The sequence below is a fragment of the Pseudomonas sp. 313 genome, assembly GCF_000316965.1.
GTDB lineage: Bacteria > Pseudomonadota > Gammaproteobacteria > Pseudomonadales > Pseudomonadaceae > Chryseomonas > Chryseomonas benzopyrenica.
In genome coordinates, this window is record NZ_ANBZ01000079.1 from 321,250 (window position 1) to 344,169 (window position 22,920).

Consider the following 22,920-nt stretch of genomic DNA (forward strand, 5'->3'; position numbering starts at 1 on the left):
CGAAGGCATTTTCAACGCGGTTTGGCCGACGCGCAGCAGATTTTGAACAGGCTCTCAGTTCGCTAAATTCGAGGTGCCCGTCATGATCCCCATCATTCCACCCCTTGGCGTGACCCCGCCGAACCAATTGGACCCGGCCCCGGTACGCCCACCCGTGGCCCCGGTGGCGCCCGTGGAACCGGCGGCCGAGACGGCCCATGCGCCCCTGGAGGACGAAGCCACTCTGGATCGCGAGGCGCGTCGTCGTCGCCGGCAGCGCGAGGCCCTGCGCCAGGGCCTCGGCGCCGAACGTGCCCAGGCCCTGGAAGAGCCGGAGCAGGTGGGCGTCCAGGTGGACCTGCGGGTCTAGCCCATGGTCGAGCACCTGGAGCTGCAAGACGCCGAGCTGGCCTTCTACCCGCAGTGGCTACCTCTGGAACAAGCCGACGCCTGGTTGCAGCAGCTGGAGGACGAAACCCCCTGGAGCCAGCCGCAGGTGCGGGTCTTCGGGCGCTGGCACCCGGTGCCGCGGCAGGTGGCCTGGTACGCCGATCCCGGCGTGGTCTACGGCTATGCGGGCCTGGATCATGCCGCCTTGCCCTGGACGCCGCTGTTGCAGCGGATTCGCGACGCCGTCGCGGCGGCCTGTGGTCAGGTCTTCAACGGCGTGCTGCTCAACCGCTATCGCGACGGCCAGGATTCCATGGGCTGGCACAGCGATGACGAGGCCAGTCTCGGCGCCAATCCGCTTATCGCCTCGCTCAACCTGGGCGCTGCGCGACGTTTCGATTTCCGCCGCAAGGGCAGCAGCCGCATCGGCCATTCCCTGGAACTCGGTCACGGCAGCCTGCTGGTCATGGGCGGCGCGACCCAGCATCATTGGCAGCACCAGATCGCCAAGACCCGCAAAGCCAGCGGGGTGCGGCTGAATCTCACCTTTCGCCGGATAGCCCCATGAGCGACGACAGCAATCTCATCGACTTCACCACCGAGCGCGGCAAGCGCATCCACGACCTCAAGGAGCGTCGCCTGCAGGAGGTGCGCTCGGCCTTCGAGCAGGCCCTGCCGCTGGCCGCAGCCAAGAAGAAAAAGCGCAAGCCGAAGAAGAAATAGCGGCACTACCGTTCGTCGGGATTGGCCCTTGAAATTTTTTGGGGAATTCCTATCTAGGTTCGTGCGGGATGCCGAAGTCGGGTCCCGCAGGCAACAACGAAACTTGCTGAACCTATCAGGAGATTCACCATGAGCAATGTACTGTCCCTGGCCCCGCTGTTCCGTCATTCCGTTGGCTTCGACCGGTTCAACGACCTGTTCGAATCCGCTCTGCGCAACGACGCTGGCAGCTCCTATCCACCCTACAACGTCGAGAAGCACGGTGACGACCAGTATCGCATCGTGATCGCCGCCGCCGGTCTCCAGGAAGATGACCTGGACATCGAAGTCGAGCGTGGCGTGCTCACCGTCAAGGGTGGCCGGCGCGAAAACAGCGCCGAAAGCGTGACCTTCCTGCATCAGGGCATCGCCCAGCGCGCCTTCAAGCTGTCCTTCCGCCTCGCCGACCATATCGAGGTGAAGGGTGCCGATCTCAAGCACGGCCTGCTGAGCATTGAGCTGGTGCGGGTGATCCCGGAAGAAGCCAAGCCCAAGCGCATCGCCATCTCCGGCCAGCGCCCGGCCCTGGACAACTGATCGTCCAGGCGTCCTGCCCTAAAGCCCCAGCCCTGAGCTGGGGCTTTTTCGTTTCTGGCCGCTGCGCTAGCGGCTGTGACCGAAGAGCTCCAGCAGCACCCCACGCAACCAGCGGTTGCCGGCCTCCTGGTGATAGCGCGCATGCCAGTGCTGCCTGACCGCGAAACCCTCGATCGGCACCGGGCACTCATGGACCTTGAGACCGTAGGTGGCCGCCAGAGTGGTGCCGATATGCCGGGGCAGGGTGACGATGAGGTCGGAGCTGCCCACCACCGCGCCAACCCCCAGAAAGCCCGGTAGCTCCAGCACGATGCGGCGCTGCACCCCGGCTCTGACCAGGCCTGCTTCCAGCAGCTTCTGCCCGGTGCCGGCACTGACCAGCACATGGCCCTCCTCGGCGTAGGCCGCGGCCGTCAAGCGCTCGCCGAGGCGTGAATGGCGGGCGCTGACCAGGCAGACCCAGTCCTGGGGAAACAGCAGTTGCTGATAGAGGCTGCCGCCCAGCCAGGGAATGAAGCCGATCGCCAGGTCGGCTTCGCCGATCTCCAGGGCCTGTTCGGTATTGCCGTCGATCCGTGCGACCTCCAGGCGTACCCCGGGCGCCACCTCCCGCAGCTGCGCCAATATCCGTGGCAGCAGGGTGATGTGGCTGGCATCGCTCAGGCAGAGGCGGAACAGCCGCTGGGCGGTGGCGGGCTCGAAGGCAACCTCCCAGGCCACCAGCCGACGCAGGGATTCGAGCACTTCCCGACAGGGCGTGATCAGGGCTTCGGCTTGCGGCGTGGGCTTCATGCCGCCCGGTGTGCGCACGAACAGCGGATCACGCAATTGCTGCCGCAGCTTGCCGAGCCAGAGGCTGATGGTGGGCTGGCTCTGGCCCAGTTGCTCGGCGGCCCGGGTCACGCTGCGGGTGCGATAGAGCACCTCGAACAGCATCAACAGCTTGGGTTCGGGCAGGCCGTCCGTAGGCAGCATTATCAGAATTCCTGATGGGTGGATTGAGGTCTTTGTATAGCTCAATAGGGGCCGTGGGCCTAGGGTTAGGGCGGAAACAAGGAGTCCTCTCCCATGAAGATCTGCATCCTCGGGGCCGGTGCGCTGGGCAGCACCTTTGGCGCCTGGTTGAGCGAGGCGGGGCATGAGACCTGGCTGCTCAACCGCCCCAATGCCCATATCGAGACGGTCATCCGCGACGGCCTGGACATCGAGACCGCCGCTGGCAGGCGCCGGGTTCAGGTTCGGGCAGCGGTCAGTGCCGAGGCGGTCGGGGTAGTGGATCTGGTGGTGGTGTTGGTCAAGTCCTTCGCCACCACCGCGGCCATGAGCCAGGCCCAGGCGCTGGTCGGTCCCCACACCCTGGTGCTGTCGCTGCAGAACGGCCTCGGCCATGAAGAATTGTTGGCCGAGATCGTCGGCCAGGAGCGGGTGATCGCCGGCAAGACCTATGTCGGCGGCGTGCTGCTCGGCCCCGGGCGGATCCGTAGCGGGGTGGCGGGCAAGCGCACGCTCATCGGCGAACTCGACGGTCAGCTCTCGGCACGCGTCCAGGCCGTTGCCGCCGTCTTCGAGGACGCCGGGCTGGCCACCACGGTCAGCAGCAACATCCGCGGCACCCTCTGGGACAAGTTGCTGGTCAACGTCGCCACCGGTGCCCTGACCGGCATCACCCAACTCACCTATGGCCAGCTCTACAGCGAGCCGCAGCTGCGCGACACCGCCTTGCAGGCGGTCGCCGAGGCCATCGCGGTGGCGCGCGCGGCCGGCGTCGAGCTCGGCCTGCGCGAGCCGCAGGCGGCCTGGGAGCTGGCGCGCGAAGGCTTGCCGCCGTCCTTCAAGACCTCCCTGCTGCAGAGCTTGCAGAAGGGCTCCATCACCGAAATCGACTTCATCAACGGCGCGGTGGTGCGGCTCGGCCAGCAGTACCGCGTGCCCACGCCGGTCAACGCCACCCTGGTCGCCTGCATCAAGGGCATCGAGCGCGCCCTGGCCGATCGACAACAAGAGGACGCCAAACCATGAGCATTCCCAAGGCCTATCTGGAACACGTGGCCATCTGGGTGAAGGACATCCACTGGCACATCCGCTTCTTCCATGAGGTGTTCGGCATGACCCTGCGCGAGGTGCAGGGCCCGGTCGAGGCGCCCAGCCAGTACTGGACGCTGGGCGGCATGCAGTTCATGAGCAAGCCGGACTTCGCCGGCCCGGAAGGACGCCTGGGCCATCTGGGGCTGATGTGCGAGGACCTCGACGCCGCCCTGGCCGCGGCCCGGCGCTTCGAGGGCGTGGAGCAACTGCCCCAGGGCCCTAACTGGCTGCGCCTGCCCGATGGCCTGGCGCTGGAATTCATCCAGGCCGTGCCGGCCCGCGCCGTGCACGACGCCCTGGCCGTCAACGCCCGTCAAGCCGAGTGAAAGCGACCATGACCGTACCAGAAAGATACTTCGAGGATGCCCGCGAAGGTGACGAGGCGATCACGCCGACCTACCAGGTCACCAAGGAACGCATCCTGGCCTATGCCGACCTCACCGGCGACCACACCCCGGTTCACGTCGACGAGGCCTATGCCAATGCCAGTCACTTCGGCGGCCTGGTTGCCCACGGGCTGATGGGATTGTCCATCGCCGACGGCCTCAAGACCCAATGCGACTACCGCTTCCTGCCAGGGATGTCGCTGGGCTGGACCTGGGACTTCCTGCTGCCGATCCGCGTCGGCGACGAACTGCACGTCAGGCTGCGCGTGGGCGCCATGCGCCCGAGCAAGAGCAAGCCGGGCTGGGGCATCGTGGTGCTGCCCTCGGAGCTGATCAACCAGAAGGGCGAGGTGGTCCAGCGCGGCGAACACCGGCTGATGGTGCCGCGGCGGGAGGGCGCCGTATGAGCCAGCCACTGCCCCTGCATGGCCTGAGGGTCATCGACTACAGCCACTTCCTCGCCGGCCCCTATGTGGGGCGCTGCCTGGCGGCGCTGGGCGCCGAGGTGATCAAGGTGGAGCGGCCCGGCAGCGGCGATGCCGGTCGCCAGCACGCCTTCGTCCTGGATGACCAGCAGAGCGGCTACTTCCTGCAACTCAACATGGGCAAGCAGGGCGTCAGCGTCAACATGAAGGACCCGCGCGGCAAGGCCTTCATGCAGCAGCTCTGCGACAGCGCCGACGTCTTCATCGAGAACTACCGACCCCGCGCCCTGGACAGGCTCGGCCTGGGCTATGCGGAGTTGTCTGCGCGCAATCCGCGACTGGTGTACTGCTCGATTTCCGCCTATGGCCACACCGGGCCCGACGCGCACCGCGCCGGTTTCGGGCTGATCGCCGAGGCCAAGAGCGGCATCATGCAGATGGTCGGCACGCCGGGCGAGGCGCCGCCGCTGCTGCGCATCTCCCTGGGCGACATGTACACCGGCGCCCATGCGGTGGCCGCCATCAATGCGGCGCTGCTGGGACGGGTCACCAGCGGGCGCGGCCAGCACATCGACATGGCCTTGTACGACACTCTGGTGTCCATGCACGAGTACGCCGTGCAGTGCTACACCCTGTCCGGCGGCGAGATCCTGCCGCAGCAGACAGGTCATGACATGCCCACCTCGACCCTCTATGGTGTGTTCCGCGCCCAGGACGGCGACCTGGTGATCGCCGCCCAGGTGGACGAATCCTGGAAGCGCTTCGCCGCCCTGGTCGAGCAGGACGCGGGCCAGCCCGGTTTCGGCAGCGACCTGCGCTTCCATACCTCCTCCGGCCGCAACGCCCATCGCGAAGCCATCCTGCCCATCGTCAAGGCCTGGGTGGCGGCCAATCCGGTCGCGCGGCTGCTGGCGTTGCTCGACGAGATCGACGTGCCCTGCGCCAAGGTGCAGCGCATCGACGAGGTGATCGAGGATCCCCAGATCAAGGCGCGCGGCATGATCCAGGAACAGCAGCACCCGCGCTTCGGCACCCTGCGCATGCCCAATCTGCCATTCCGCTTTTCCGGGTGCGACACCACCATCCAGCAGGTGGCACCGGATCTCGGCGAGCACAACGCTGCCGTCGCCCAGAGCCTGGGCTACAGCGCGGAAGAGATCGCCCGGCTGCAGGCCGATGGCGTGCTGTTCAGCCAGGAGCCCTGCGCATGACCGACCACTACGCGGTGATCGGCCGCCCGATCAACCACACCAAGTCGCCGCTGATCCATGGCCTGTTCGCCGCCACCACCGGGCAAGACCTGGAATACGGCGCCATCGAGGGCTCGCCGGAGGACTTCGCCGGCGACGTGCAGCGCTTTCGCGCCCAGGGCGGGCAGGGCCTGAACGTGACCGCGCCGTTCAAGCTGCAGGCCTTCCAGCTGGCCACCGAGTCCAGCGAGAGGGCACGTCTGGCGCGGGCGGCCAACGCGCTGAAGTTCGAGGGCGAGCGGGTGCTGGCGGAGAACTTCGATGGCATCGGCCTGCTGCGCGACATCGAGGTCAACCTCGGCCAGCCCCTGGCTGGCAAGCGAGTGCTGTTGCTGGGCGCCGGTGGTGCGGTGCGTGGCGCCTTGTTGCCCTTTCTCGCCGCCGGACCGACCGAATTGGTGATGGCCAATCGCGATGGGCGGAAGGCGGCTGAGCTAGCCCAGGAGATCGGGCATCCGCTGCTGAGCGTGCGGAGCTACGCGGCTCTGGAAGGGGAGACCTTCGATCTGGTGATCAATGCCACCTCGGCCAGTCTGGTCGGCGAACTGCCGCCGGTACCGGCCGGGGTCTTCACCCAGGCGGCGCTGGCCTATGAACTGGCCTACGGCAAGGGGCTGACGCCTTTCCTGCGCCTGGCCCGCGAACAAGGCGTGGCGCAACTGGCGGACGGCGTGGGCATGCTGGTGGAACAGGCTGCCGAAGCCTTCGCCTGGTGGCGCGGCGTGCGCCCCGAGACCCGGCCGGTCATCGACCAGCTGACCCTTCCCCTGACCTGAGCGAACCCATGAAGATCCTGATGCTGCACGGTATCAACCACAACATGTTCGGCAAGCGCGATCCGCTGCAGTACGGCACCGTGACCCTGACGGAGATCGACGCCAGGCTAACGGCCCTGGGTGCTGAACTGGGCGTCGAGGTGGAAAGCTTCCAGAGCAACCACGAAGGGGCGATGGTGGAGCGCATCCATCGGGGCTATGAGGAGGGCGTCGACGCGGTACTGATCAACGCCGGCGCCTGGACCCACTACAGCTACGGCATCCGCGACGCCCTGGCGATCCTCACCGTGCCGGTGGTGGAGCTGCACATGTCCAACATCCATGCGCGGGAAGGCTTCCGGCATCACTCGGTGTTCGCCGAGATCGTCCTGGGGCAGATCGCCGGCTTCGGCGTGGACAGCTACCTGCTGGCGCTGCGCGCGGCGGTGAGCGCGGCCCCGGCGCGTAAAGCCTGAGTCGCCGACCCTCTCCCACAGGGAGAGGGGGGCTCCCACGCACGTTGGGCGGGCGATGTTGGGCTTCGCTGCGCTCAGCCCAACCTACGAAAGCACATCGGCGTAGGTTGGGTTGAGGCGGCTCCATCGCTGAAGCCCAACAGGTGCGCAACGATGGGTAGAAGTCGCATAGCGTCTTCCACCGGCAGGCCTGTCACGCTCCAGAATCGTGGAGACAACATTCGCCGTGGAGGCAGACGGGCTATCGCGGCCATGGGCCGCTCCTACAGTGTAGGAGCGGCCCATGGCCGCGATAAATCCGGGTAGGGAGGCGCACGTTTTCCTGAACATGAGAGCCAAATTGCTATCCTCTGCCGGCACCTGCCCACAGCAGGGTTCCTATGCCGCCCTCTACGGTGAACCCCGCCTTGGCATAGAGCCGTTGGGCGTGATGTTCGCTTTCCGCCACGATCACGAAGGCGTCCACGTGATGTCGTTGGTGCCGAAGCACCGTGCCGAGCAAGGCCTGGCAGAGTCCGCGCCGACGCCAGTCCACCCGCGTGGTAACCGCTTGGAACCGGCCCAGTCGGCCCAGGCGATAGAGGCCAAGATAGGCCAGCAGCCGCTCCTCGCCATCGAATACACCCCACCAGTCGCCCAGGCCGCTGTCGCTCAGTGATCGATAGCGTCGCGCCTGGTAATCCAGATAGCGCCGGTGCGCTTCTGGATGTTCCGCGCCCGGAGTCACCTCTGCCTGGAGCTCACGCCACTGTTGCCAATCGTCGGGGTGTTGGAAGGTTCTGACGTGAAGTCCTTCAGGCAGGACCGAGGCGGGCTGCGGGGCATCGGCGGCCAGACGCATCCAGACCAGGCGCTGATAATCGTAGCCGCAAGGCAGGTCCGCCGGTGGCTCCTTGCCCTGCGGCTCTGGCCAGACGAAAGCACGATGCCCCAGGGGCTGTGGGCTGCCGAGCAGCTGCTCGAAGTCCGCGGACCAGGCCAACACCTGCTGGGCAGTCGGGCGCTGATCCAGCAGGAGGTAGTTGCCGAAGTAGTAGTCAGGGCAGTCCGGTGTGAGCACTCCTACCTGATGCTCGCCATAGCTGAGGCAGGTATCGGGCGCCAATTGCAGCTGGGTGAGGAGTCCTGCGTTGGCGCGAATGGAGGCAGTGAGTCGCAACGGATTCACGGGCATTCGTCGTCCTCTCGTGGCGACATCGCCTCACCCAAATGCGGCCCCAACTCCCGCTCAGGGCAGTCCCGCCACTGCTTATCCCCAAGACTCGCGGTGAATTCCGGATGCAGCGGATAGTGCAGCCGATTGTCCGCCCGCCGGGTATCACCCACCACCAGCAACTCCACCGGCTCCGCGGTCTCGTTGATGAAGGTATGGGCGACGCCGTCGCCGGCCTTGAAGCCCACGCCGTCCCCCGGCTTGAGCCGGTGGGCGTGACCGTCGATCCAGGCGGTGGGGTGGCCGGCGATCACATAGATGAATTCGTCCTCGGTGGCCTCGGCATGGGGCCTCGAGGTGCGGCGGCCGGGTGGCAGCCATTCATGATGGATGCCCAGGCGGGCGAAGCCGAAGTGGCGGCCGAAGGCGGCGCCTAGGGAAAAGCGTTCGTCACTGTCGGGATAGCCCGGACCGTCGGGGGCCTGGAGCTGGGACCAGTGGACGATCTTGTCGAAATCTTTCCGGAATTGCATGGGGTGCTGCGCCTCGCGGGAAAATAGCTCAAGCTTGGTCGTTTAGGCGGACATCACCGCCCAGATCTCTTTCGGTAGCGGAACGCGATGCCCAGACTGTCCAGACACCTTCTCGCGCTGTCGACCCTCGTGCTGCTTGGGGGTTGCTCACCCGCTGATACGCCGATCAACAGCCCCTATCGCGCCGGGGCGGAGGGCCAGAATACCCTCTATACCGCCTTTACCACCCGCTCGCCGAAATACTTGGATCCCGCCAGCTCCTATTCCGGCGACGAGACCAATTTCACCTACAACATCTATGAGCCGCTCTATGGCTATCACTATTTCAAGCGGCCCTATGAGTTGATCCCCCGCGGCGCGGAGCGGGTGGTCGCACCCTATTACCTGGACGCTCAGGGCCGGCGCCTGCCGGACGATGCGCCGCCGGCGCAGATCGCCCAGAGCGTCTATGACATCCCCATCCGCCGCGACGCCCGCTATGCGCCCCATCCGGCCTTTGCCCGCGATGCCCAGGGCCACTACCGCTATTTCCCGATCACGCCCGAGGACCTGGCCGACCGCTACCAGATTCCCGACTTTCCCGAGACCGGCAGCCGCGCCGTCACCGCCGCCGACTACGCCTATGGCCTGCGCCGCCTGGCCAGTCCGCGGCTGGTGTCGCCCAGCTACGCGATCTTCGCCGAGCACCTGGTAGGGATGCAGGCCTTTGGCGATGGCCTGCGCGCCGCCGACAAGGCCCTGCGCGCCAGCCTGCCCAAGGACGCACCGCTACCCTGGCTCGACCTGCGTCAGGGCGAGCTGCCCGGGGTCGAGGTACTGGACGACCACACCCTGCGGCTGCGGGTGATCGGCAAGTACCCCCAGTTCAACTACTGGCTGGCCATGACCTTCGCCGCGCCGGTGCCCTGGGAGGCGGAGCGCTTCTACAGCCAGTCGGGTATGGCCGAACACAATCTCAGCCTGAACAGTTGGCCGGTGGGCAGCGGGCCCTATCGCCTCGCCGAATCCATCCCCAATCGCCGCCATGTGCTGGAGCGCAATCCCAACTACCGCGCCGATCCCTATCCCTGCGAGGGCGAGGCCGAGGATCGCGAGCAGGGCCGGCTGGACGACTGCGGCAAGCCCATGCCACTGATCGATCGGGCGGTGTTCAGCCTGGAAAAGGAAGGGGTGCCGCTGATGGGCAAGTTCATCCAGGGCTATTACGACGCGCCGCAGATCGAGCGCGGCGAATACGGCGTGGCCTTGCGCACCCGCGCCGGCGACTCGCTCGACTCCGCCGAGCTCTATCGCGAACGTGGCCTAAAGTTGCCCACCGCGGTGGAGGCCTCCAACTGGTACCTAGGTTTCAACTGGCTGGATCCGGTGGTGGGGCAGGGTGCCACGCCCGAACAGCAGGCGCGCAATCGCAAGTTGCGCCAGGCGCTGTCCATCGCCTTCGACTGGGAGAGCTACATCACCGTCTTTCTCAACGGCAACGGCCTGGTCGCCAACGGCCCGCTGCCGCCGGGCGTGCTGGGCTATGAGCCGCCGCCGGCCGGCACCAACCCCGTGGTCTATCGGTTGGTGGACGGCAAGCCCGAGCGGCGGCCCATCGAGGAAGCCAAGCGGTTGCTCGCCGAAGCCGGCTACCCCGACGGTCGCGACGTCCAGAGCGGGCGACCGCTGATCCTGCAATACGATGCCCAGAGCAGTGGCGACAGCGCCATGTTCGACTGGATGCGCCAGCAGACCGCCAAGCTGGGCATCCAGCTGGAGCTGCGCGGCTCGGACTACAACAGATTCCAGGACAAGATGCGCAAGGGTGCGGCGCAGATCTTCTTCTGGGGCTGGAACGCCGACTATCCCGATGCCGAGAACTTTCTCTTTCTCTTCTACGGTCCCCAGGGCAAGGCCAAGCATGGGGGCGAGAATGCCGGCAACTACAGCAATCCCGAATTCGACCGGCTGTTCGAGCAGATGAAGAGTCTCGACGACGGCCCGGAAAAGGTGGCGTTGATCCGGCGCATGGTCACCATCGTGCAACAGGACGCGCCCTGGCTGTTCGGCTGGAATCCCCTGTCTGGTGGCGCCTACCACCAGTGGGTCTACAACGCCAAGCCGACCCAGATGGTGCGTGACCAGCTGCGCTACCTGCGCCTGGACCCGGCCCTGCGCGAGCGCAAGGTGCTGGAATGGAACCAGCCGGTGCTCTGGCCGCTGTGGTTGCTGCTGGGCGTGGCCCTGCTGCTGGTCTGGCCGGCCTGGCGCATCCTCAAGCGCCGCGAGCGGCAGACCGCCTTTGGCGACTCGGCAGGGGAGGAGCGGCCATGATCGGCTATCTGCTGCGACGCCTGGCCTATGGCGTGCTGATCCTCATCGGGGTGAATCTGCTGACCTTCGTGCTGTTCTTCACCGTCAATACCCCGGACGACATGGCGCGCCTGGCCATCGGCGGCAAGTACGTCACCGCCGACGCCATCGAGGACTGGAAGGCGGAGCACGGCTACGACAAGCCACTGCTGATTAATACCACCCGTGAAGGCGTCGAGCGATTCACCGATACGCTCTTCTTCGAACGGTCGGTCAGTCTGCTGGTGTTCGATTTCGGCACCGCCGACAACGGACGCGACATCGGCCGGGAGATCGCCGAGCGCGCCGGACCGAGTCTGGCGCTGGCGCTGCCGACCTTTGTCCTCGGTCTGCTGGCCAGCGTCGGTTTCGCCCTGCTGCTGGTGTTCTTTCGCGCCACCCGGCTGGACTTCTGGGGCGTGGTGCTCTGTGTGGTGCTGCTGTCGATCTCCTCGCTGTTCTACATCATCGCCGGCCAGTGGCTGTTCGCGAAGATCCTGCGGCTGGTGCCCTATTCGGGCTATGAAGAGGGCTGGAACCTGTTGCGCTTCCTGGCGCTGCCGGTGGTGGTGGCGGTGATTTCCGGCCTGGGCAGCCAGGCGCGCTTCTATCGCGCGCTGTTTCTCGAAGAGATCGGCAAGGACTATGTGCGCACCGCCCGCGCCAAGGGCCTGGCCGAGCGCCAGGTGCTCCTGCGCCATGTACTGCGCAATGCGGCGCTGCCGATCCTTACCGGGGTGGTCTCGGCCATTCCGCTGCTGATCATGGGCAGCCTGATCGCCGAATCCTTCTTTGGCATCCCGGGCCTGGGCAGCTACACCATCGACGCCATCAACGGCCAGGACTTCGCCGTGGTCCGCACCATGGTGTTCCTGGGGTCGGTGCTCTACATCGTCGGCCTGATCCTGGCGGACCTGTCCTACACCCTCGCCGATCCGCGCGTTCGCTTCAGGTAGCCGCCATGCCGAAATTCGTCTTGCTCTGGACCGACCTCGCCCTCTACCTGCTGGTGGCCGGCAGCCTGTTCTATGCCTGGCGTGCGCGTCGCCAGCCGGCGCTGCGCGCCAGTTGGCGACGGGTGCTGCAGGATGCCCCGGCGATGAGCGCGGCCGTGGTGCTGGCCAGCTTCGTCACCATTGCCCTGCTGGATTCGGTGCACTACCGGCCGCAGTTGCCGGCCGCGCCCGGTGCCACGGCGCCGATCTATTCGCCCACGGTGCTCTCCGCCTTCGATGGCCTGCTGGCCGACACCAGCTTGACCCAGCGCGAAAAGACCTATTCCGCGCCCCTGGCCACCCACCAGTTCACCAAGGAAACCTTGGGCACCAGCGCCGAGGGCACGCCGCTGCGCGACTTCCCGCGCCTCAAGCACGCCGGCACCACCCTGGGCGATCCCGCCCGCGAATGGCGTGGCGACGTGCTCCGGCGCCTGGGGCTGGGCCTGCTCGGTGGTCTGGGGTTGGCCCTGGCCACCGCGGCCCTGGTGGCGGCGCGGCTGCGCGAAGGGGGCAGCTTCGCCGCGCGTACCGGACTCATCCTGCGCGGCCATACCGCCACCCCCTGGCGCGCCATCCTGCTGACCTGGCTGGGCGTCTGCCTGGTGGCCGGCAGCGTGATCGCCCTGGCCAGCGGCTATCACGTGCTGGGCACCGACAGTACCGGCAACGACGTCCTCTACCAGTCGCTCAAGAGCATCCGCACCGCCTTCGTCATCGGCAGCCTGACCACCCTGGCCATGCTGCCGCCGGCGATCGTTTTCGGCCTGGCCGCAGGCTACTTCAAGGGCCGGGTGGACGACGTCATCACCTATCTCTATACCACCCTGACCTCCATTCCCGGGGTGCTGCTGGTGGCGGCCTGTGTGCTGATGATGCAGGTGTTCATCGACCGCCACCCGGAGCTGTTCGACACCGGTGCGGCGCGCGCCGACCTCCGGTTGTTCATGCTCTGCCTGATCCTCGGCCTCACCGGTTGGGCCGGGCTCTGTCGGCTGCTGCGCGCCGAGGCGCTCAAGCTACGCGAGCTGGAATACGTCCAGGCGGCGCGCGCCTTCGGCGTCTCCCATTTCACCATCCTGCGTCGGCACCTGCTGCCTAATGTCTTCTACCTGGTGCTCATCACCCTGACCCTGGAATTCTCCAGCCTGGTGCTCTACGAAGCGGTGCTGTCCTACCTGGGGATCGGCGTGGACCCGACCATGAATTCCTTTGGTTCCATGATCAACGACGCCCGCACCGAGATGTCCCGTACCCCCATGATCTGGTGGAATCTGTTCAGCGCCTTCGCCTTCATGCTGGCCCTGGTGCTGGCCGCCAATCTATTCGCCGATGCCGTGCGCGACGCCTTCGATCCACGCAGTCGCCGGCTGAGGTCCGCCTGGCTCAGACGCCGTCCCGGCCAGGGTGAGGTGCAGCCATGACCCCGGTGCTGGAGATTCGCGATCTGGAGATCCTGGTCGAGGGCGAGGAGGGCACACGGCAGGCGGTCCGTGGCCTGAGCCTGGCCATCGCCCGTGGCGAGACCTTCGCCCTGGTAGGCGAGTCGGGCAGTGGCAAGAGCGTCACCGCGCTCTCGCTGTTGCGGCTGCTGCCACCGTCGCTGGGTATCGCCCGCGGCGCGGCGCTGCTGGCCGGGACCGACCTGCATCGACTGCCGGAAGGACGCCTGCGCGAACTGCGCGGCGGGCGCGTCGGCACCATCTTCCAGGAGCCCGCCACCAGCCTGAATCCGGTCATGCGCATCGGCGAGCAGATCGAGGAAACCCTGCGCGCCCATACCGCGCTGCGCGGTGCCGCCGCCCGTGCCCGGGTGGTGGAATGGCTGCGCCGGGTCGGCATTCCCGAGCCGGAGCGGCGGATCGACGACTATCCCTTCCAGTTCTCCGGTGGCCAGAAGCAGCGCATCATGCTCGCCCTGGCACTGGCCGCCGAGCCGGACCTGCTGATCGCCGACGAGCCCACCACGGCGCTGGACGTCACCGTCCAGGCGCAGATCCTCGCGCTGCTGGCCGACATCCAGCGCGAACTGGGCATGGCCATCCTGCTCATCACCCACGATCTGGCGGTGGTGCGCCAGGTGGCCGATCATGTGGCCCTGATGCGCCATGGCGCGATCGTCGAGAGCGCCCCGGCGGCGGAATTCTTCCAGGCGCCCCGGCATCCCTATGCCCGCGAGCTGTTCGCCGCCATTCCCACCTTCGCCAAACGCGGCCAGACCTTGACCGGTAGCCCACGCACCCTGCCCGAGCGCCAGCCGGGCGACCGCTTGCTGGAGGTGCGCGACCTGGCCGTGCACTATCCGATCCGCCGCGGCGCCTGGGGCCGGACCCGCGACTGGGTCAAGGCGGTGGACGGCGTGAGCTTCGACCTGCACGCCGGCGAGACCCTGGCGCTGCTGGGCGAATCCGGCTGCGGCAAGACCACCACCGGCAAGGCGCTGCTGCGGCTGCTCGATGGACCGCGCATCAGCGGCAGCGCCCAGCTGGGCGGCGAGGACCTGCTCACGGCCGACCGGCGCACCCTGCAGCGGCTACGGCGGCAGATCCAGATCGTCTTCCAGGATCCCTTCGCCTCGCTGGATCCGCGCATGCGCATCGGCGCCACCCTGGAGCAGGGCTTGCTGGCGCTGCGTCCCGAGCTGGATGACGCCGAGCGCCAGCGCCGCGCCGCGGCCCTGGTGGAGCGGGTCGGGCTGCCCGGCGATACCCTGCAGCGCTTTCCCCATGAATTTTCCGGTGGCCAGCGCCAGCGCATCGCCATCGCCCGGGCGCTGATCGTCGAGCCGCAGGTGCTGGTATGCGACGAACCCACCTCGGCGCTCGACGTCTCGGTGCAGGCGCAGATCCTCGATCTTCTGCGCGAGCTCCAGGCGGAGCGGGGGCTGGCCTATCTGTTCATCACCCACAATTTCGGCGTGGTCGAGTACCTGGCCGATCGCATCGCGGTGATGGACGGCGGCCACATCGTCGAACAGGGCAGCGCCGAACGGGTGCTGCGTGCGCCCGCCCACGCCATGACCCAACGCCTGCTGGCCGCCGTGCCGCGCCTGGATTTCGGGACCCCGCCATGAATTTTCCACCGCGCATCGCCCTGGCCGACTTCGCGCTGGTCTGGCCGCAACCGCGCCTGGCCGAGGCTTTCGCCGAGGCGCTGAACTGGAGCTATGCCGAGCATCGCCGCTTCCTCGGCTGGGCCCGGGAACACACCACGGTCGCCCAGGCCCGCGACAGCCTGCTCGCCGCGCGCGGTGCCTTCACCCTGGCCCAGGGCGAGAAACGCTACTTCCTGGTGCGCGGTCACGCGTTGCTCGGCTGCCTGGGGCTCACGCCACTGGACGGCGGGCGGCGCTACGAGATCGGCTACTGGCTGCACAGTCTGCATACCGGCCAGGGCCTGATGACCACCGCGCTGCGCTACTTCGTCGAACAGCGCGGCGAAGTGGGGCTCTATCTCACCACCTCGGCCGCCAACGACTCCAGCCAACGGCTCGCCGAACGGGTGGGTTTCCGGCGCGTCCGGGTGCTGGAAAACGATCGGGAAGGCCCGGACGGGCAGCGCTGCGCCACCTGGGTCTACGAATTGCCGCCGCAGGTCAGGTCATGACCGCCCTGAGCGTTCCGCTGCAGTATCCACCCCGCTTCGCCGTGACCGAGGCGGTGGAGCTGATCGACCTGACCCTCGCCGATCCCGCCGCGGTAGCCGACTACTATCGGCGCAATCGCCAGCATCTGGCGTTGTCGATGCCACGGCGCTCCGATGGCTTCTATACCCTGGCCCAGTGGCAGGGGCAGGCGGCCGCCTATCGTGCCGGTGGACCGGGCCTGAGCGATTTGCGCCTGGTCCTGCGGACGGGGCCGCTGGTCATCGGTACGGTTAATTTCAGTCAGATATTCCGGGGTGGTTTCCAAGCCTGCTACCTGGGCTACGGCCTGGATGAAGCCTGGCAGGGACGCGGGCTGATGCGCAATGCCGTCCGCCTGGGCCGCGATTTCGTCATCGCCGAGCTGGGCCTGAATCGCATCATGGCCAACCATCTGCCGGATAACCTGCGCAGCGCTCATCTGCTCCAGAGCCTTGGCTTCGAGCGCGAAGGCCTGGCGCGGCGCTACCTGGAGATCGATGGGGTCTGGCGGGATCACGTGCTGACCAGCTATGTACGTCCCGCCACCTGAACGACGAAACCCGGCGGATCGATCCGCCGGGTCCTGGTTCAGACGCGTGCCGCGATGACCGCCGCCGAGCCCCAGGTGGTGCGCCAGCGGCGCTTGACGCTGAGCAGGCCGAACCAGGCGAGCACGCCGAGGGCAGCGAACAGCCAGAGCCCCAGCTGATAGTCGCCGGTGGCCTGCTTGACCGCGCCCAGGCCGGCGGTGAGGGCGAAGCCGCCGATGCCGCCCGCCATGCCGATCAGTCCGGTCATGACGCCGATTTCCTTGCGGAAGCGCTGGGGGACCAGCTGGAACACCGCGCCGTTGCCAGCGCCCAGGCTGAGCATGGCCACCACGAACAGCGCAAGGGCGGCCATGGCGCTGGGCAGGTGGAAACCCACGGCGGCGATGCAGATGGCCGCGACGGTGTACATGCCGAGCAGCGCGCGGATGCCGCCGATGCGGTCGGCCAGGGCGCCACCCAGGGGCCGCATCAGGCTGCCACCGAAGACACAGGCCGCGGTGTAGTAGCCGGCAACCACCGGCTCCAGGGCGTACTGGTCATGGAAGTAGCCGGGCAGGGTGCTGGCTAGGCCGAGGAAGCCGCCGAAGGTCACGCTGTAGAAGAACATGAACCACCAGCTGTCCTGGTCGCCCAGGGCGCGGCCATAGTCCGCCAGCTTCTTCGGCGCCGGGCGTTCCGGGGCGTTGCGGGCGCAGAGCACGAAGACCACCAGGGTCAGGATCAGCGGGATCAGCGCGAAGCCGAACACGTTGGTCCAGCCAAAGGCCTTGGCCAGTGCCGGGGCGAAGAGGGCGGCGAACACCGTACCCGAGTTGCCCGCGCCGGCGATGCCCAGGGCCTTGCCCTGGTGCTGCGGCGGATACCACTGGGAGGCCAGCGGCAGGGCAACGGCGAAGGAGGCGCCGGCGAAGCCGAGGAACAGGCCCAGCACCAGGGTCTGCTCATAGCTGTGCACGCCATGCTGCCAGGCCACCAGCAGCGCCAGGATCACCACCACCTGGCCGATGATGCCGGCGGTCTTGGGTGACAGTCGATCGGCGACGAAGCCCAGGATCAGGCGCAGGACAGCGCCGGCGAGGATGGGCGTCGCCACCATCATGCTGCGCTGCTGGGTGGTCAGCTGCAGGTCGGTGGCGATCTGCACGGCCATGGGGCCGAGCACGTACCAGACCATGAAACTCAGGTCGAAGTAGAGGAAGGCGGCGAACAGGGTCGGCGCATGGCCGGCTTTCCAGAAACTGGGACTCATGGAGGCACCTCGGGCACGTCACGGGCATGAAAAAGGCGCCAGTCACCCTTGCCCGTTGCCGGGAGGTGAACTGACGCCTTTGTCGATTGGGGTGACCGCCGTTGGCCACCGCTACCCAGGTCTTTGCAAGAGCGAAGCCAAGTTGCGCAAGCCTGGTGTTTATCGCCGCCCACGGCGCTGGCAGCGTCTAAAGAGGACGACGTGCTGCACAATGATCGAGCGCAGGTGCAGCAAGCTGCTCTCTATTAGAGCCTGGCATACCCGTACGGATCACAGCCCTGGTGATTCATCCTGCGCCTGTAGGTTGGGTTGAGCGCAGCGAAGCCCAGCACTGCCTTTGCGTCATGGCACTGCCGGGCTTCGACGATAAGGCCGGTTCAACCCAACCTACGATCCGCCGCTGTTACTTCGCGTACTTGGTCTGCAGCGCCTTGGCTTCCTGGAGGTGGTGCTCCAGCTTCGGCAGGGTCTTCTCGGCGAAGGCCTTGAGCGCGGCGTCATCGCCGGTCTTGGCTTCGTTGCGGAAGATCTCGATGGTCTGCTCATGGGCCACGACCTGGTTGTTGGCATAGGAGCGATCGAAGGAATCGTCACGCACTTGCAGGATCATGGCCTTGGCCTTGTCCATCAGCTCGGCGTCGGTGGAGACTTTCAGCTTCTTCTCCTGGGCCAGGCTCTTGAGCTGCTCGTTTGCCTTGGTGTGATCGTCGATCATGCTCTGGGCGAAGGTCTTGATGTCCTGGGACTGGCTCTTTTCCAGGGCCAGCTTGCCTGCCTCGATCTCGGCGATGCCCTTGGCCGAGGCGTCGTCGACGAATTCGGCCGGAGACAGCTTGTCGGCGGCCTGGGCCAGACCGGCACCGGCAGCCAGCAGGATGGCGAGGGACAGGCTGGAGGCTTTCTTCAGCATGGGCGTCATGGACGTGCTCCTGATTTTCTTGGCAGTAAGGGAAGGGCGTCACCGGCTGGCAGTGAACGCGCCTGCAAAATGGGACCTGCCTAAAAAGTCATACGTTCCCTGGAGAAAGCGTGCGAAGCCAGATCAGGTGCGGCTTACGCTTGAGCGAAACGCTTCGTAGGCGTCGAAATCGAAGCGCGTCGCCGAGACGATCTGGCTCTGTTTCAGGGTCAGGTAGATGTCCTTGCCCTTGTCCGCATAGTGGGTGGTGAAGGTCACCCAGAGTTTGTCCTTGTCGCGGTAGCCACTCATGATCGGCTTGATGCAGACGTCCTGGTCGGCCCCTTCCGTTTCGCTAGGCTCGCCGAGGGTAGTGATACGACCGACATACACCTTGCGCTCTTCCAGGGTCAGCATCAGCGTCTCCCTGTTGATGGAGGCGGTCATCAGCAGATCGTCCAGCGGACTGTCCTTGAGGATCCCGGCGAGGATGAAGGTACGGTAGTTGTCCTCGCTCAGGCCGTACTTACGCTTGATGGTCCAGCGCGCCAGCGCGGCCCAGGCACCGGGGATCAGCAGGGCGGTCACCGTCACCACCAGGATCCAGGCGGCCTGCAGCGGATCCTCCAGGGTGCCGGTGCGACGCAGCAGCTCGGCGAGACCGGCGAAGTAGTCGAGCGAGAAGGTCCGCTCGCCCCAAGACCAGCTACGCCCCTGCAGGACTTGCGCGATGCCCAGGTGCAGGATCACGGCGAGCAGGGTGCAGAACAGGCCGAAACGCGCGCTCTGCAGATAGAGGTACTGGCCCTCGTAGCGGTGCAGGCGATAGAAGTAGAGCGGATGCTTGTGGCAGACGAGAAAGCCACTGACCAGGATCGGCAGGAGCAGCAGCAGGAACATCAGCGGTTGATGAGCCGCCGGGCGCGGTCCAGGTCTTCCTTGAATTCGGGGGAGTCGAAGACCTCCGCCGGATCGATGCGCAGGGTGCCGCGGCCGACCACGCGCATGGACTTGTAGGAGTTGTTGATGCTCGCGGCCAGCTTGAGATCGTCCGCGGAGGGCGATTTGAGCAGGTTGAACAGGCCTTTCAGCATGACGATATCCTGGGGATGCACTAGGCGCTTATAGCTTGGAACACCCGGACTGACAAGAATTCGCCGCGCCGCCAGTCGACGGCGCGGCGAAGACTCAGGCCGGCTCGACGCCGGATTTGCGCGGGGCCGCCTTGGGCAGCAGGCCGTCGCCGCGGAACATCTGCTTGATGCCGCGCACCGCCTGGCGGATGCGGTCCTGGTTCTCGATCAGGGCGAAGCGCACATGGTCGTCGCCATAGTCACCGAAGCCCAACCCCGGCGAGACGCAGACCTTGGCCTCGGCCAGCAGCTTCTTGGCGAATTCCAGCGACCCCAGGTGGGCATAGGGCTCGGGAATCCTGGCCCAGACGTACATCGACGCCTTGGGATTCTCGACCATCCAGCCGGCTTCATGCAGGCCGCGCACCAGGACATCGCGGCGCTGCTGGTATTGCTGAGCGATGTCGCGCACGCACTGCTGGTCGCCTTCCAGGGCGGCGATGGCCGCCACCTGCAGCGGGGTGAAGGTGCCGTAGTCGTGGTAGCTCTTGATGCGCGCCAGGGCGGCGACCAGCTCGGGATTGCCGACCATGAAGCCGATCCGCCAGCCGGCCATGTTGTAGCTCTTGGACAGGGTGAAGAATTCCACCGCGATGTCCTTGGCCCCGGGCACCTGCATGATGGAAGGCGCCTGCCAGCCGTCGAAGACGATGTCGGCATAGGCCAGGTCGTGCACCACCAGCACGTTGTAGCGCTTGGCCAGTTCCACCACGCGCTCGAAGAAATCCAGCTCCACGCACTGGGCGGTGGGGTTGGAGGGGAAGCCGAGGATCATCATCTTCGGCTTGGGAATGCTCTCGCGAATGGCCCGCTCCAGCTCGGCGAAGAAGTCCATGCCCTGCACCAGGGGCACCGAGCGCACCTGGGCGCCGGCGATCACCGCGCCATAGATGTGGATCGGGTAGCTGGGGTTGGGCACCAGCACGGTGTCGCCGGCATCCAGGGTGGCCAGCATCAGGTGCGCCAGGCCTTCCTTGGAGCCAATGGTGACGATGGCTTCACTGTCGGCATCGATTTCCACCTGGTAACGGTCGCGATACCAGTGGGAGATGGCGCGACGCAGGCGGGGAATGCCCTTGGAGCTGGAATAGCCGTGGGTGTCTTCGCGCTGGGCGACCTGGCAGAGCTTCTCGACGATGTGCGGTGGGGTAGGGCCGTCGGGATTGCCCATGGACAGGTCGATGATGTCCTCGCCCCGACGGCGCGCGGCCATCTTGAGTTCGGCGGTGATGTTGAAGACGTAGGGGGGCAGGCGATCGATGCGCGCAAAGCGGCGCACGGGACTGGAATCAGTCATGCGTTCCTCGAAGTACGTAAGCGCCCGGAACCGTCCGAGCGACGTGGGTCACAGGAGGTGACCTGCAGCGGACATTAGCCGCAGGTCGCTGCGCTTGTCGAGGAAAAAATCTGACTGGTCCGCGCGGCCTGTCTCAGCCCAGCAATTCGCTCATGGCGATGATCTGGTCGGCTACCTGGATCAGCTTCTGTTGCTTGCTCATGGCCTGGCGGCGCATCAGGGTGTAGGCCTCGTCTTCGCTGCAGCCACGCATCTTCATCAGCAGACCCTTGGCCTGGTCGACCTTCTTGCGCTCCAGCAACTGCTGCTCACGGGCCTGGAGTTCGGCGCGTAGCGCCTGATCGGTCTCGAAGCGGGCGCGGGCGACGTCGATGATGGCCTGCAGGCGACTGGTCTGGATGCCCTCGACGATGTAGGCGCTGACCCCCGACTGGATGGCCCGGCGCATCACCGCCGGGTCGTGCTCGTCGGTGAACATGACGATGGGGCGCGGCAGATCGCGGGTCACCAGGCAGACCTGCTCCATGACGTCGCGTCCGGGTGATTGGGTGTCGAACAGGATGACGTCCGGGCGCAGCGCCTCGATGCGTGCGGGCAGGTCGATGGTCAGGCCGGATTCCTCGATGACTTCGAAACCGGCCTCGATCAGCGCGGCCTTGAGGCGGCCGACCTGCTTGGGAGTGTCGTCGATGAGCAGAATGCGCAAGGTCGTTCTCCCTAGTGATCGCTGAGCGCGTGGATGGCGAAGCTGCGGACATAGCCGGCTGGGTCGCTGCCGTCCCAGGTGCGCCCGTCGAACAGGGTGCTGCTGCGCCGGGTGGGCGGAATCGCCAGGCCGGCGTCGATGGCCGCCTGCCGGTACAGCTCGGTGCACTGCACCGCCTCGGCGATGGCCAGGTAATCCGGATCCTCGCGCAGCAAGCCCCAACGACGGAACTGGGTGAGAAACCAGAGGCCGTCGGACAGATAGGGCGGATTGACCTCGCCCTGGCGATGGAAGGCCAGCGGGTGCTGGTCTTCCCAGCGGCCATCGCGGCCGTCTTCGTAGTGACCGAGAAAGCGCTGGGCGAGCAGCGCCGGGTCGGTGTTCACATAGTCGGCGCCGCTGATCAGTTGAGCGGTGCCCAGACGATTCTCGCGACTCTCCTCGATGAAACGACTGGCGTCGAGCAGGGTGCGGATCAGCGCCCGGGCGGTGTTGGGATAGCGCTCGGCGAAGCGGCCGGTGCAGGCCAGCACCTTTTCCGGGTGGTCCGGCCAGATGGCCTGGGTGGTGGTCAGGGTGAAGCCCTGGCCGCGGGCCACGGCAGCAGCGCCCCAGGGTTCGCCGACACAGAAACCGTCGACCCGGCCGGCGGCCAGATGCTCGGGCATCTGCGGGGGCGGCACCAGGGCGGTGCGAACATCGCGCAGGGGATGGATGCCCTGGGCGGCCAGCCAGTAGTAGAGCCAGAAGATATGGGTGCCGGTAGGAAAGGTGTGCGCCAAGGTCAAGGGCCTGGCGTCCGGTTGGCGGATCCGCTCGACCAGGGAGGCGGTATCCTGCACGCCTTCCCGGGCCAGGCTGCGCGCCAGATTGATGCTCTGGCCGTTTTGCGCCAGCCCCATGAGCACCGCCATCGGCGTAGCGGCGGTGCCGCCCAGGCCCAGATGCGCGCCATAGACCAGGCCATAGAGACAATGGGCGGCATCGAGCTGGCCATTGAGCAGGTTGTCGCGCAGGGCCGACCAGGAGGGCTGGCGATGCAGATTCAGCGTCAGGCCATGGGGTTCGCCGAAACCCTGAGTCGCCGCCACGATCAGCGAGGCGGCGTCGCTCAGGGGCAGGAAGCCCAGATTGAGTTCGGGCTTTTCCGGGGCATCCGAACCCGCGACCCAAAGATGCGCGGCGTGGGGGGAAGGCTGGGCAGGCATGGTGTCTCCGGCGGCTAACGGACGTCCAGGCACCGCTCTGTGCACCGCTGTGGACGTCTCGGCTTGGGCCTGCACCATTTTGGTGACAGGCACGGCACCATCACCGGGCGCTCTCACGGCCACGGCGCCTGCCGGACAGCGCCTCTACGGCGGTCCGCGGCGCGGCGGGAGGAGGGGCGCCGGCTGAGGTCTGCCA

The 22,920-nt window shown here is 66.6% G+C and carries 26 protein-coding genes; 16 read left to right on the forward strand and 10 right to left on the reverse strand.

Annotation, left to right across the window (positions count from 1 at the left end):
* Positions 1–82 precede the first annotated feature (82 nt).
* The 4 genes from C722_RS0119635 (at position 83) to C722_RS0119650 (ending at position 1,668) form a co-directional block, all read left to right on the forward strand.
* A complete protein-coding gene (locus C722_RS0119635) occupies positions 83–349 on the forward strand; it encodes a hypothetical protein (protein WP_017642152.1) in 267 nt (88 codons plus the stop codon).
* A 3-nt stretch (positions 350–352) separates the two neighbouring features.
* On the forward strand, positions 353–937 hold the full coding sequence (locus tag C722_RS0119640; RefSeq protein ID WP_017642153.1) for an alpha-ketoglutarate-dependent dioxygenase AlkB: 585 nt from the start codon (positions 353–355) through the stop codon (positions 935–937).
* Positions 934–1,092 (forward strand): hypothetical protein, encoded by a 159-nt coding sequence (locus tag C722_RS26470; protein WP_017642154.1) that lies wholly within the window; start codon positions 934–936, stop codon positions 1,090–1,092. Before C722_RS0119640 ends, C722_RS26470 begins: the two co-directional genes overlap by 4 nt.
* 129 nt (positions 1,093–1,221) lie before the next feature.
* The gene (locus C722_RS0119650) at positions 1,222–1,668 is read left to right on the forward strand and encodes an Hsp20 family protein (RefSeq protein ID WP_017642155.1); all 447 of its coding nucleotides are present in this window, start codon (positions 1,222–1,224) and stop codon (positions 1,666–1,668) included.
* Positions 1,669–1,734: 66 nt separating this feature from the next.
* Here C722_RS0119650 and C722_RS0119655 read toward each other — a convergent pair whose 3' ends face one another.
* A complete protein-coding gene (locus tag C722_RS0119655) occupies positions 1,735–2,643 on the reverse strand; it encodes a LysR family transcriptional regulator (RefSeq protein ID WP_017642156.1) in 909 nt (302 codons plus the stop codon).
* 93 nt (positions 2,644–2,736) lie between these two features.
* Here C722_RS0119655 and C722_RS0119660 point away from each other — a divergent pair, with 93 nt between their 5' ends.
* Genes C722_RS0119660 through aroQ form a run of 6 tightly spaced genes read left to right on the forward strand, consistent with a single transcriptional unit; the run spans position 2,737 to position 7,045 of the window.
* Positions 2,737–3,687, forward strand: a complete 951-nt coding sequence (locus C722_RS0119660) for a ketopantoate reductase family protein (protein WP_017642157.1) — start codon at positions 2,737–2,739, stop codon at positions 3,685–3,687.
* Entirely contained in the window at positions 3,684–4,079 is a 396-nt protein-coding gene (locus tag C722_RS0119665) for a VOC family protein (RefSeq protein ID WP_017642158.1), read from the forward strand. Before C722_RS0119660 ends, C722_RS0119665 begins: the two co-directional genes overlap by 4 nt.
* An 8-nt stretch (positions 4,080–4,087) precedes the next feature.
* Positions 4,088–4,546 carry a MaoC family dehydratase gene (locus C722_RS0119670; RefSeq protein WP_017642159.1) on the forward strand — a complete coding sequence of 153 codons (459 nt, stop codon included), beginning with the start codon at positions 4,088–4,090 and terminating at the stop codon, positions 4,544–4,546.
* Positions 4,543–5,775 carry a CaiB/BaiF CoA-transferase family protein gene (locus tag C722_RS0119675; RefSeq protein WP_017642160.1) on the forward strand — a complete coding sequence of 411 codons (1,233 nt, stop codon included), beginning with the start codon at positions 4,543–4,545 and terminating at the stop codon, positions 5,773–5,775. The genes C722_RS0119670 and C722_RS0119675 overlap by 4 nt, the downstream gene beginning before the upstream one ends.
* A complete protein-coding gene (aroE, locus tag C722_RS0119680) occupies positions 5,772–6,590 on the forward strand; it encodes a shikimate dehydrogenase (RefSeq protein ID WP_017642161.1) in 819 nt (272 codons plus the stop codon). Before C722_RS0119675 ends, aroE begins: the two co-directional genes overlap by 4 nt.
* 8 nt (positions 6,591–6,598) lie before the next feature.
* Positions 6,599–7,045 (forward strand): type II 3-dehydroquinate dehydratase, encoded by a 447-nt coding sequence (gene aroQ, locus C722_RS0119685; RefSeq protein ID WP_017642162.1) that lies wholly within the window; start codon positions 6,599–6,601, stop codon positions 7,043–7,045.
* Positions 7,046–7,388: 343 nt separating this feature from the next.
* Here the strand turns inward: aroQ and C722_RS25175 are convergent, their stop codons facing one another.
* Positions 7,389–8,219, reverse strand: a complete 831-nt coding sequence (locus C722_RS25175) for a GNAT family N-acetyltransferase (RefSeq protein WP_017642163.1) — start codon at positions 8,217–8,219, stop codon at positions 7,389–7,391.
* Positions 8,210–8,731, reverse strand: a complete 522-nt coding sequence (locus C722_RS0119695; RefSeq protein WP_017642164.1) for a cupin domain-containing protein — start codon at positions 8,729–8,731, stop codon at positions 8,210–8,212. Before C722_RS0119695 ends, C722_RS25175 begins: the two co-directional genes overlap by 10 nt.
* A gap of 87 nt (positions 8,732–8,818) precedes the next feature.
* On the opposite strand from C722_RS0119695, the gene C722_RS0119700 reads away from it, so the two are divergent.
* From C722_RS0119700 to C722_RS0119725, 6 genes are read left to right on the forward strand one after another with little or no spacing between them, the layout of a single operon-like run.
* The gene (locus C722_RS0119700; RefSeq protein WP_017642165.1) at positions 8,819–11,044 is read left to right on the forward strand and encodes an ABC transporter substrate-binding protein; all 2,226 of its coding nucleotides are present in this window, start codon (positions 8,819–8,821) and stop codon (positions 11,042–11,044) included.
* Positions 11,041–12,018 carry an ABC transporter permease gene (locus tag C722_RS0119705; RefSeq protein WP_017642166.1) on the forward strand — a complete coding sequence of 326 codons (978 nt, stop codon included), beginning with the start codon at positions 11,041–11,043 and terminating at the stop codon, positions 12,016–12,018. The genes C722_RS0119700 and C722_RS0119705 overlap by 4 nt, the downstream gene beginning before the upstream one ends.
* A 5-nt stretch (positions 12,019–12,023) precedes the next feature.
* Positions 12,024–13,481, forward strand: a complete 1,458-nt coding sequence (locus C722_RS0119710; RefSeq protein ID WP_017642167.1) for an ABC transporter permease — start codon at positions 12,024–12,026, stop codon at positions 13,479–13,481.
* Entirely contained in the window at positions 13,478–15,130 is a 1,653-nt protein-coding gene (locus C722_RS0119715) for an ABC transporter ATP-binding protein (RefSeq protein WP_017642168.1), read from the forward strand. The genes C722_RS0119710 and C722_RS0119715 overlap by 4 nt, the downstream gene beginning before the upstream one ends.
* Positions 15,127–15,663 carry a GNAT family N-acetyltransferase gene (locus C722_RS0119720; RefSeq protein ID WP_017642169.1) on the forward strand — a complete coding sequence of 179 codons (537 nt, stop codon included), beginning with the start codon at positions 15,127–15,129 and terminating at the stop codon, positions 15,661–15,663. Before C722_RS0119715 ends, C722_RS0119720 begins: the two co-directional genes overlap by 4 nt.
* The gene (locus C722_RS0119725; protein ID WP_017642170.1) at positions 15,660–16,232 is read left to right on the forward strand and encodes a GNAT family N-acetyltransferase; all 573 of its coding nucleotides are present in this window, start codon (positions 15,660–15,662) and stop codon (positions 16,230–16,232) included. Before C722_RS0119720 ends, C722_RS0119725 begins: the two co-directional genes overlap by 4 nt.
* 38 nt (positions 16,233–16,270) lie before the next feature.
* On the opposite strand, the gene C722_RS0119730 is transcribed toward C722_RS0119725, so the two are convergent.
* From C722_RS0119730 to C722_RS0119760, 7 genes are all read right to left on the reverse strand, one after another.
* A complete protein-coding gene (locus C722_RS0119730; protein WP_017642171.1) occupies positions 16,271–17,482 on the reverse strand; it encodes a NarK/NasA family nitrate transporter in 1,212 nt (403 codons plus the stop codon).
* 403 nt (positions 17,483–17,885) lie between these two features.
* Positions 17,886–18,401, reverse strand: coding sequence for a DUF4142 domain-containing protein (locus C722_RS0119735; RefSeq protein ID WP_017642172.1), 516 nt, complete (start codon positions 18,399–18,401; stop codon positions 17,886–17,888).
* Between the two features lie 123 nt (positions 18,402–18,524).
* On the reverse strand, positions 18,525–19,280 hold the full coding sequence (locus tag C722_RS0119740; protein ID WP_017642173.1) for a hypothetical protein: 756 nt from the start codon (positions 19,278–19,280) through the stop codon (positions 18,525–18,527).
* On the reverse strand, positions 19,280–19,474 hold the full coding sequence (locus C722_RS0119745; protein ID WP_017642174.1) for a hypothetical protein: 195 nt from the start codon (positions 19,472–19,474) through the stop codon (positions 19,280–19,282). Before C722_RS0119745 ends, C722_RS0119740 begins: the two co-directional genes overlap by 1 nt.
* Positions 19,475–19,568: 94 nt before the next feature.
* Entirely contained in the window at positions 19,569–20,810 is a 1,242-nt protein-coding gene (alaC, locus tag C722_RS0119750; protein WP_017642175.1) for an alanine transaminase, read from the reverse strand.
* A gap of 133 nt (positions 20,811–20,943) precedes the next feature.
* On the reverse strand, positions 20,944–21,516 hold the full coding sequence (locus tag C722_RS0119755; RefSeq protein WP_017642176.1) for an ANTAR domain-containing response regulator: 573 nt from the start codon (positions 21,514–21,516) through the stop codon (positions 20,944–20,946).
* 11 nt (positions 21,517–21,527) lie between these two features.
* Positions 21,528–22,724 (reverse strand): CmpA/NrtA family ABC transporter substrate-binding protein, encoded by a 1,197-nt coding sequence (locus C722_RS0119760; RefSeq protein WP_017642177.1) that lies wholly within the window; start codon positions 22,722–22,724, stop codon positions 21,528–21,530.
* Positions 22,725–22,920: the final 196 nt, after the last annotated feature.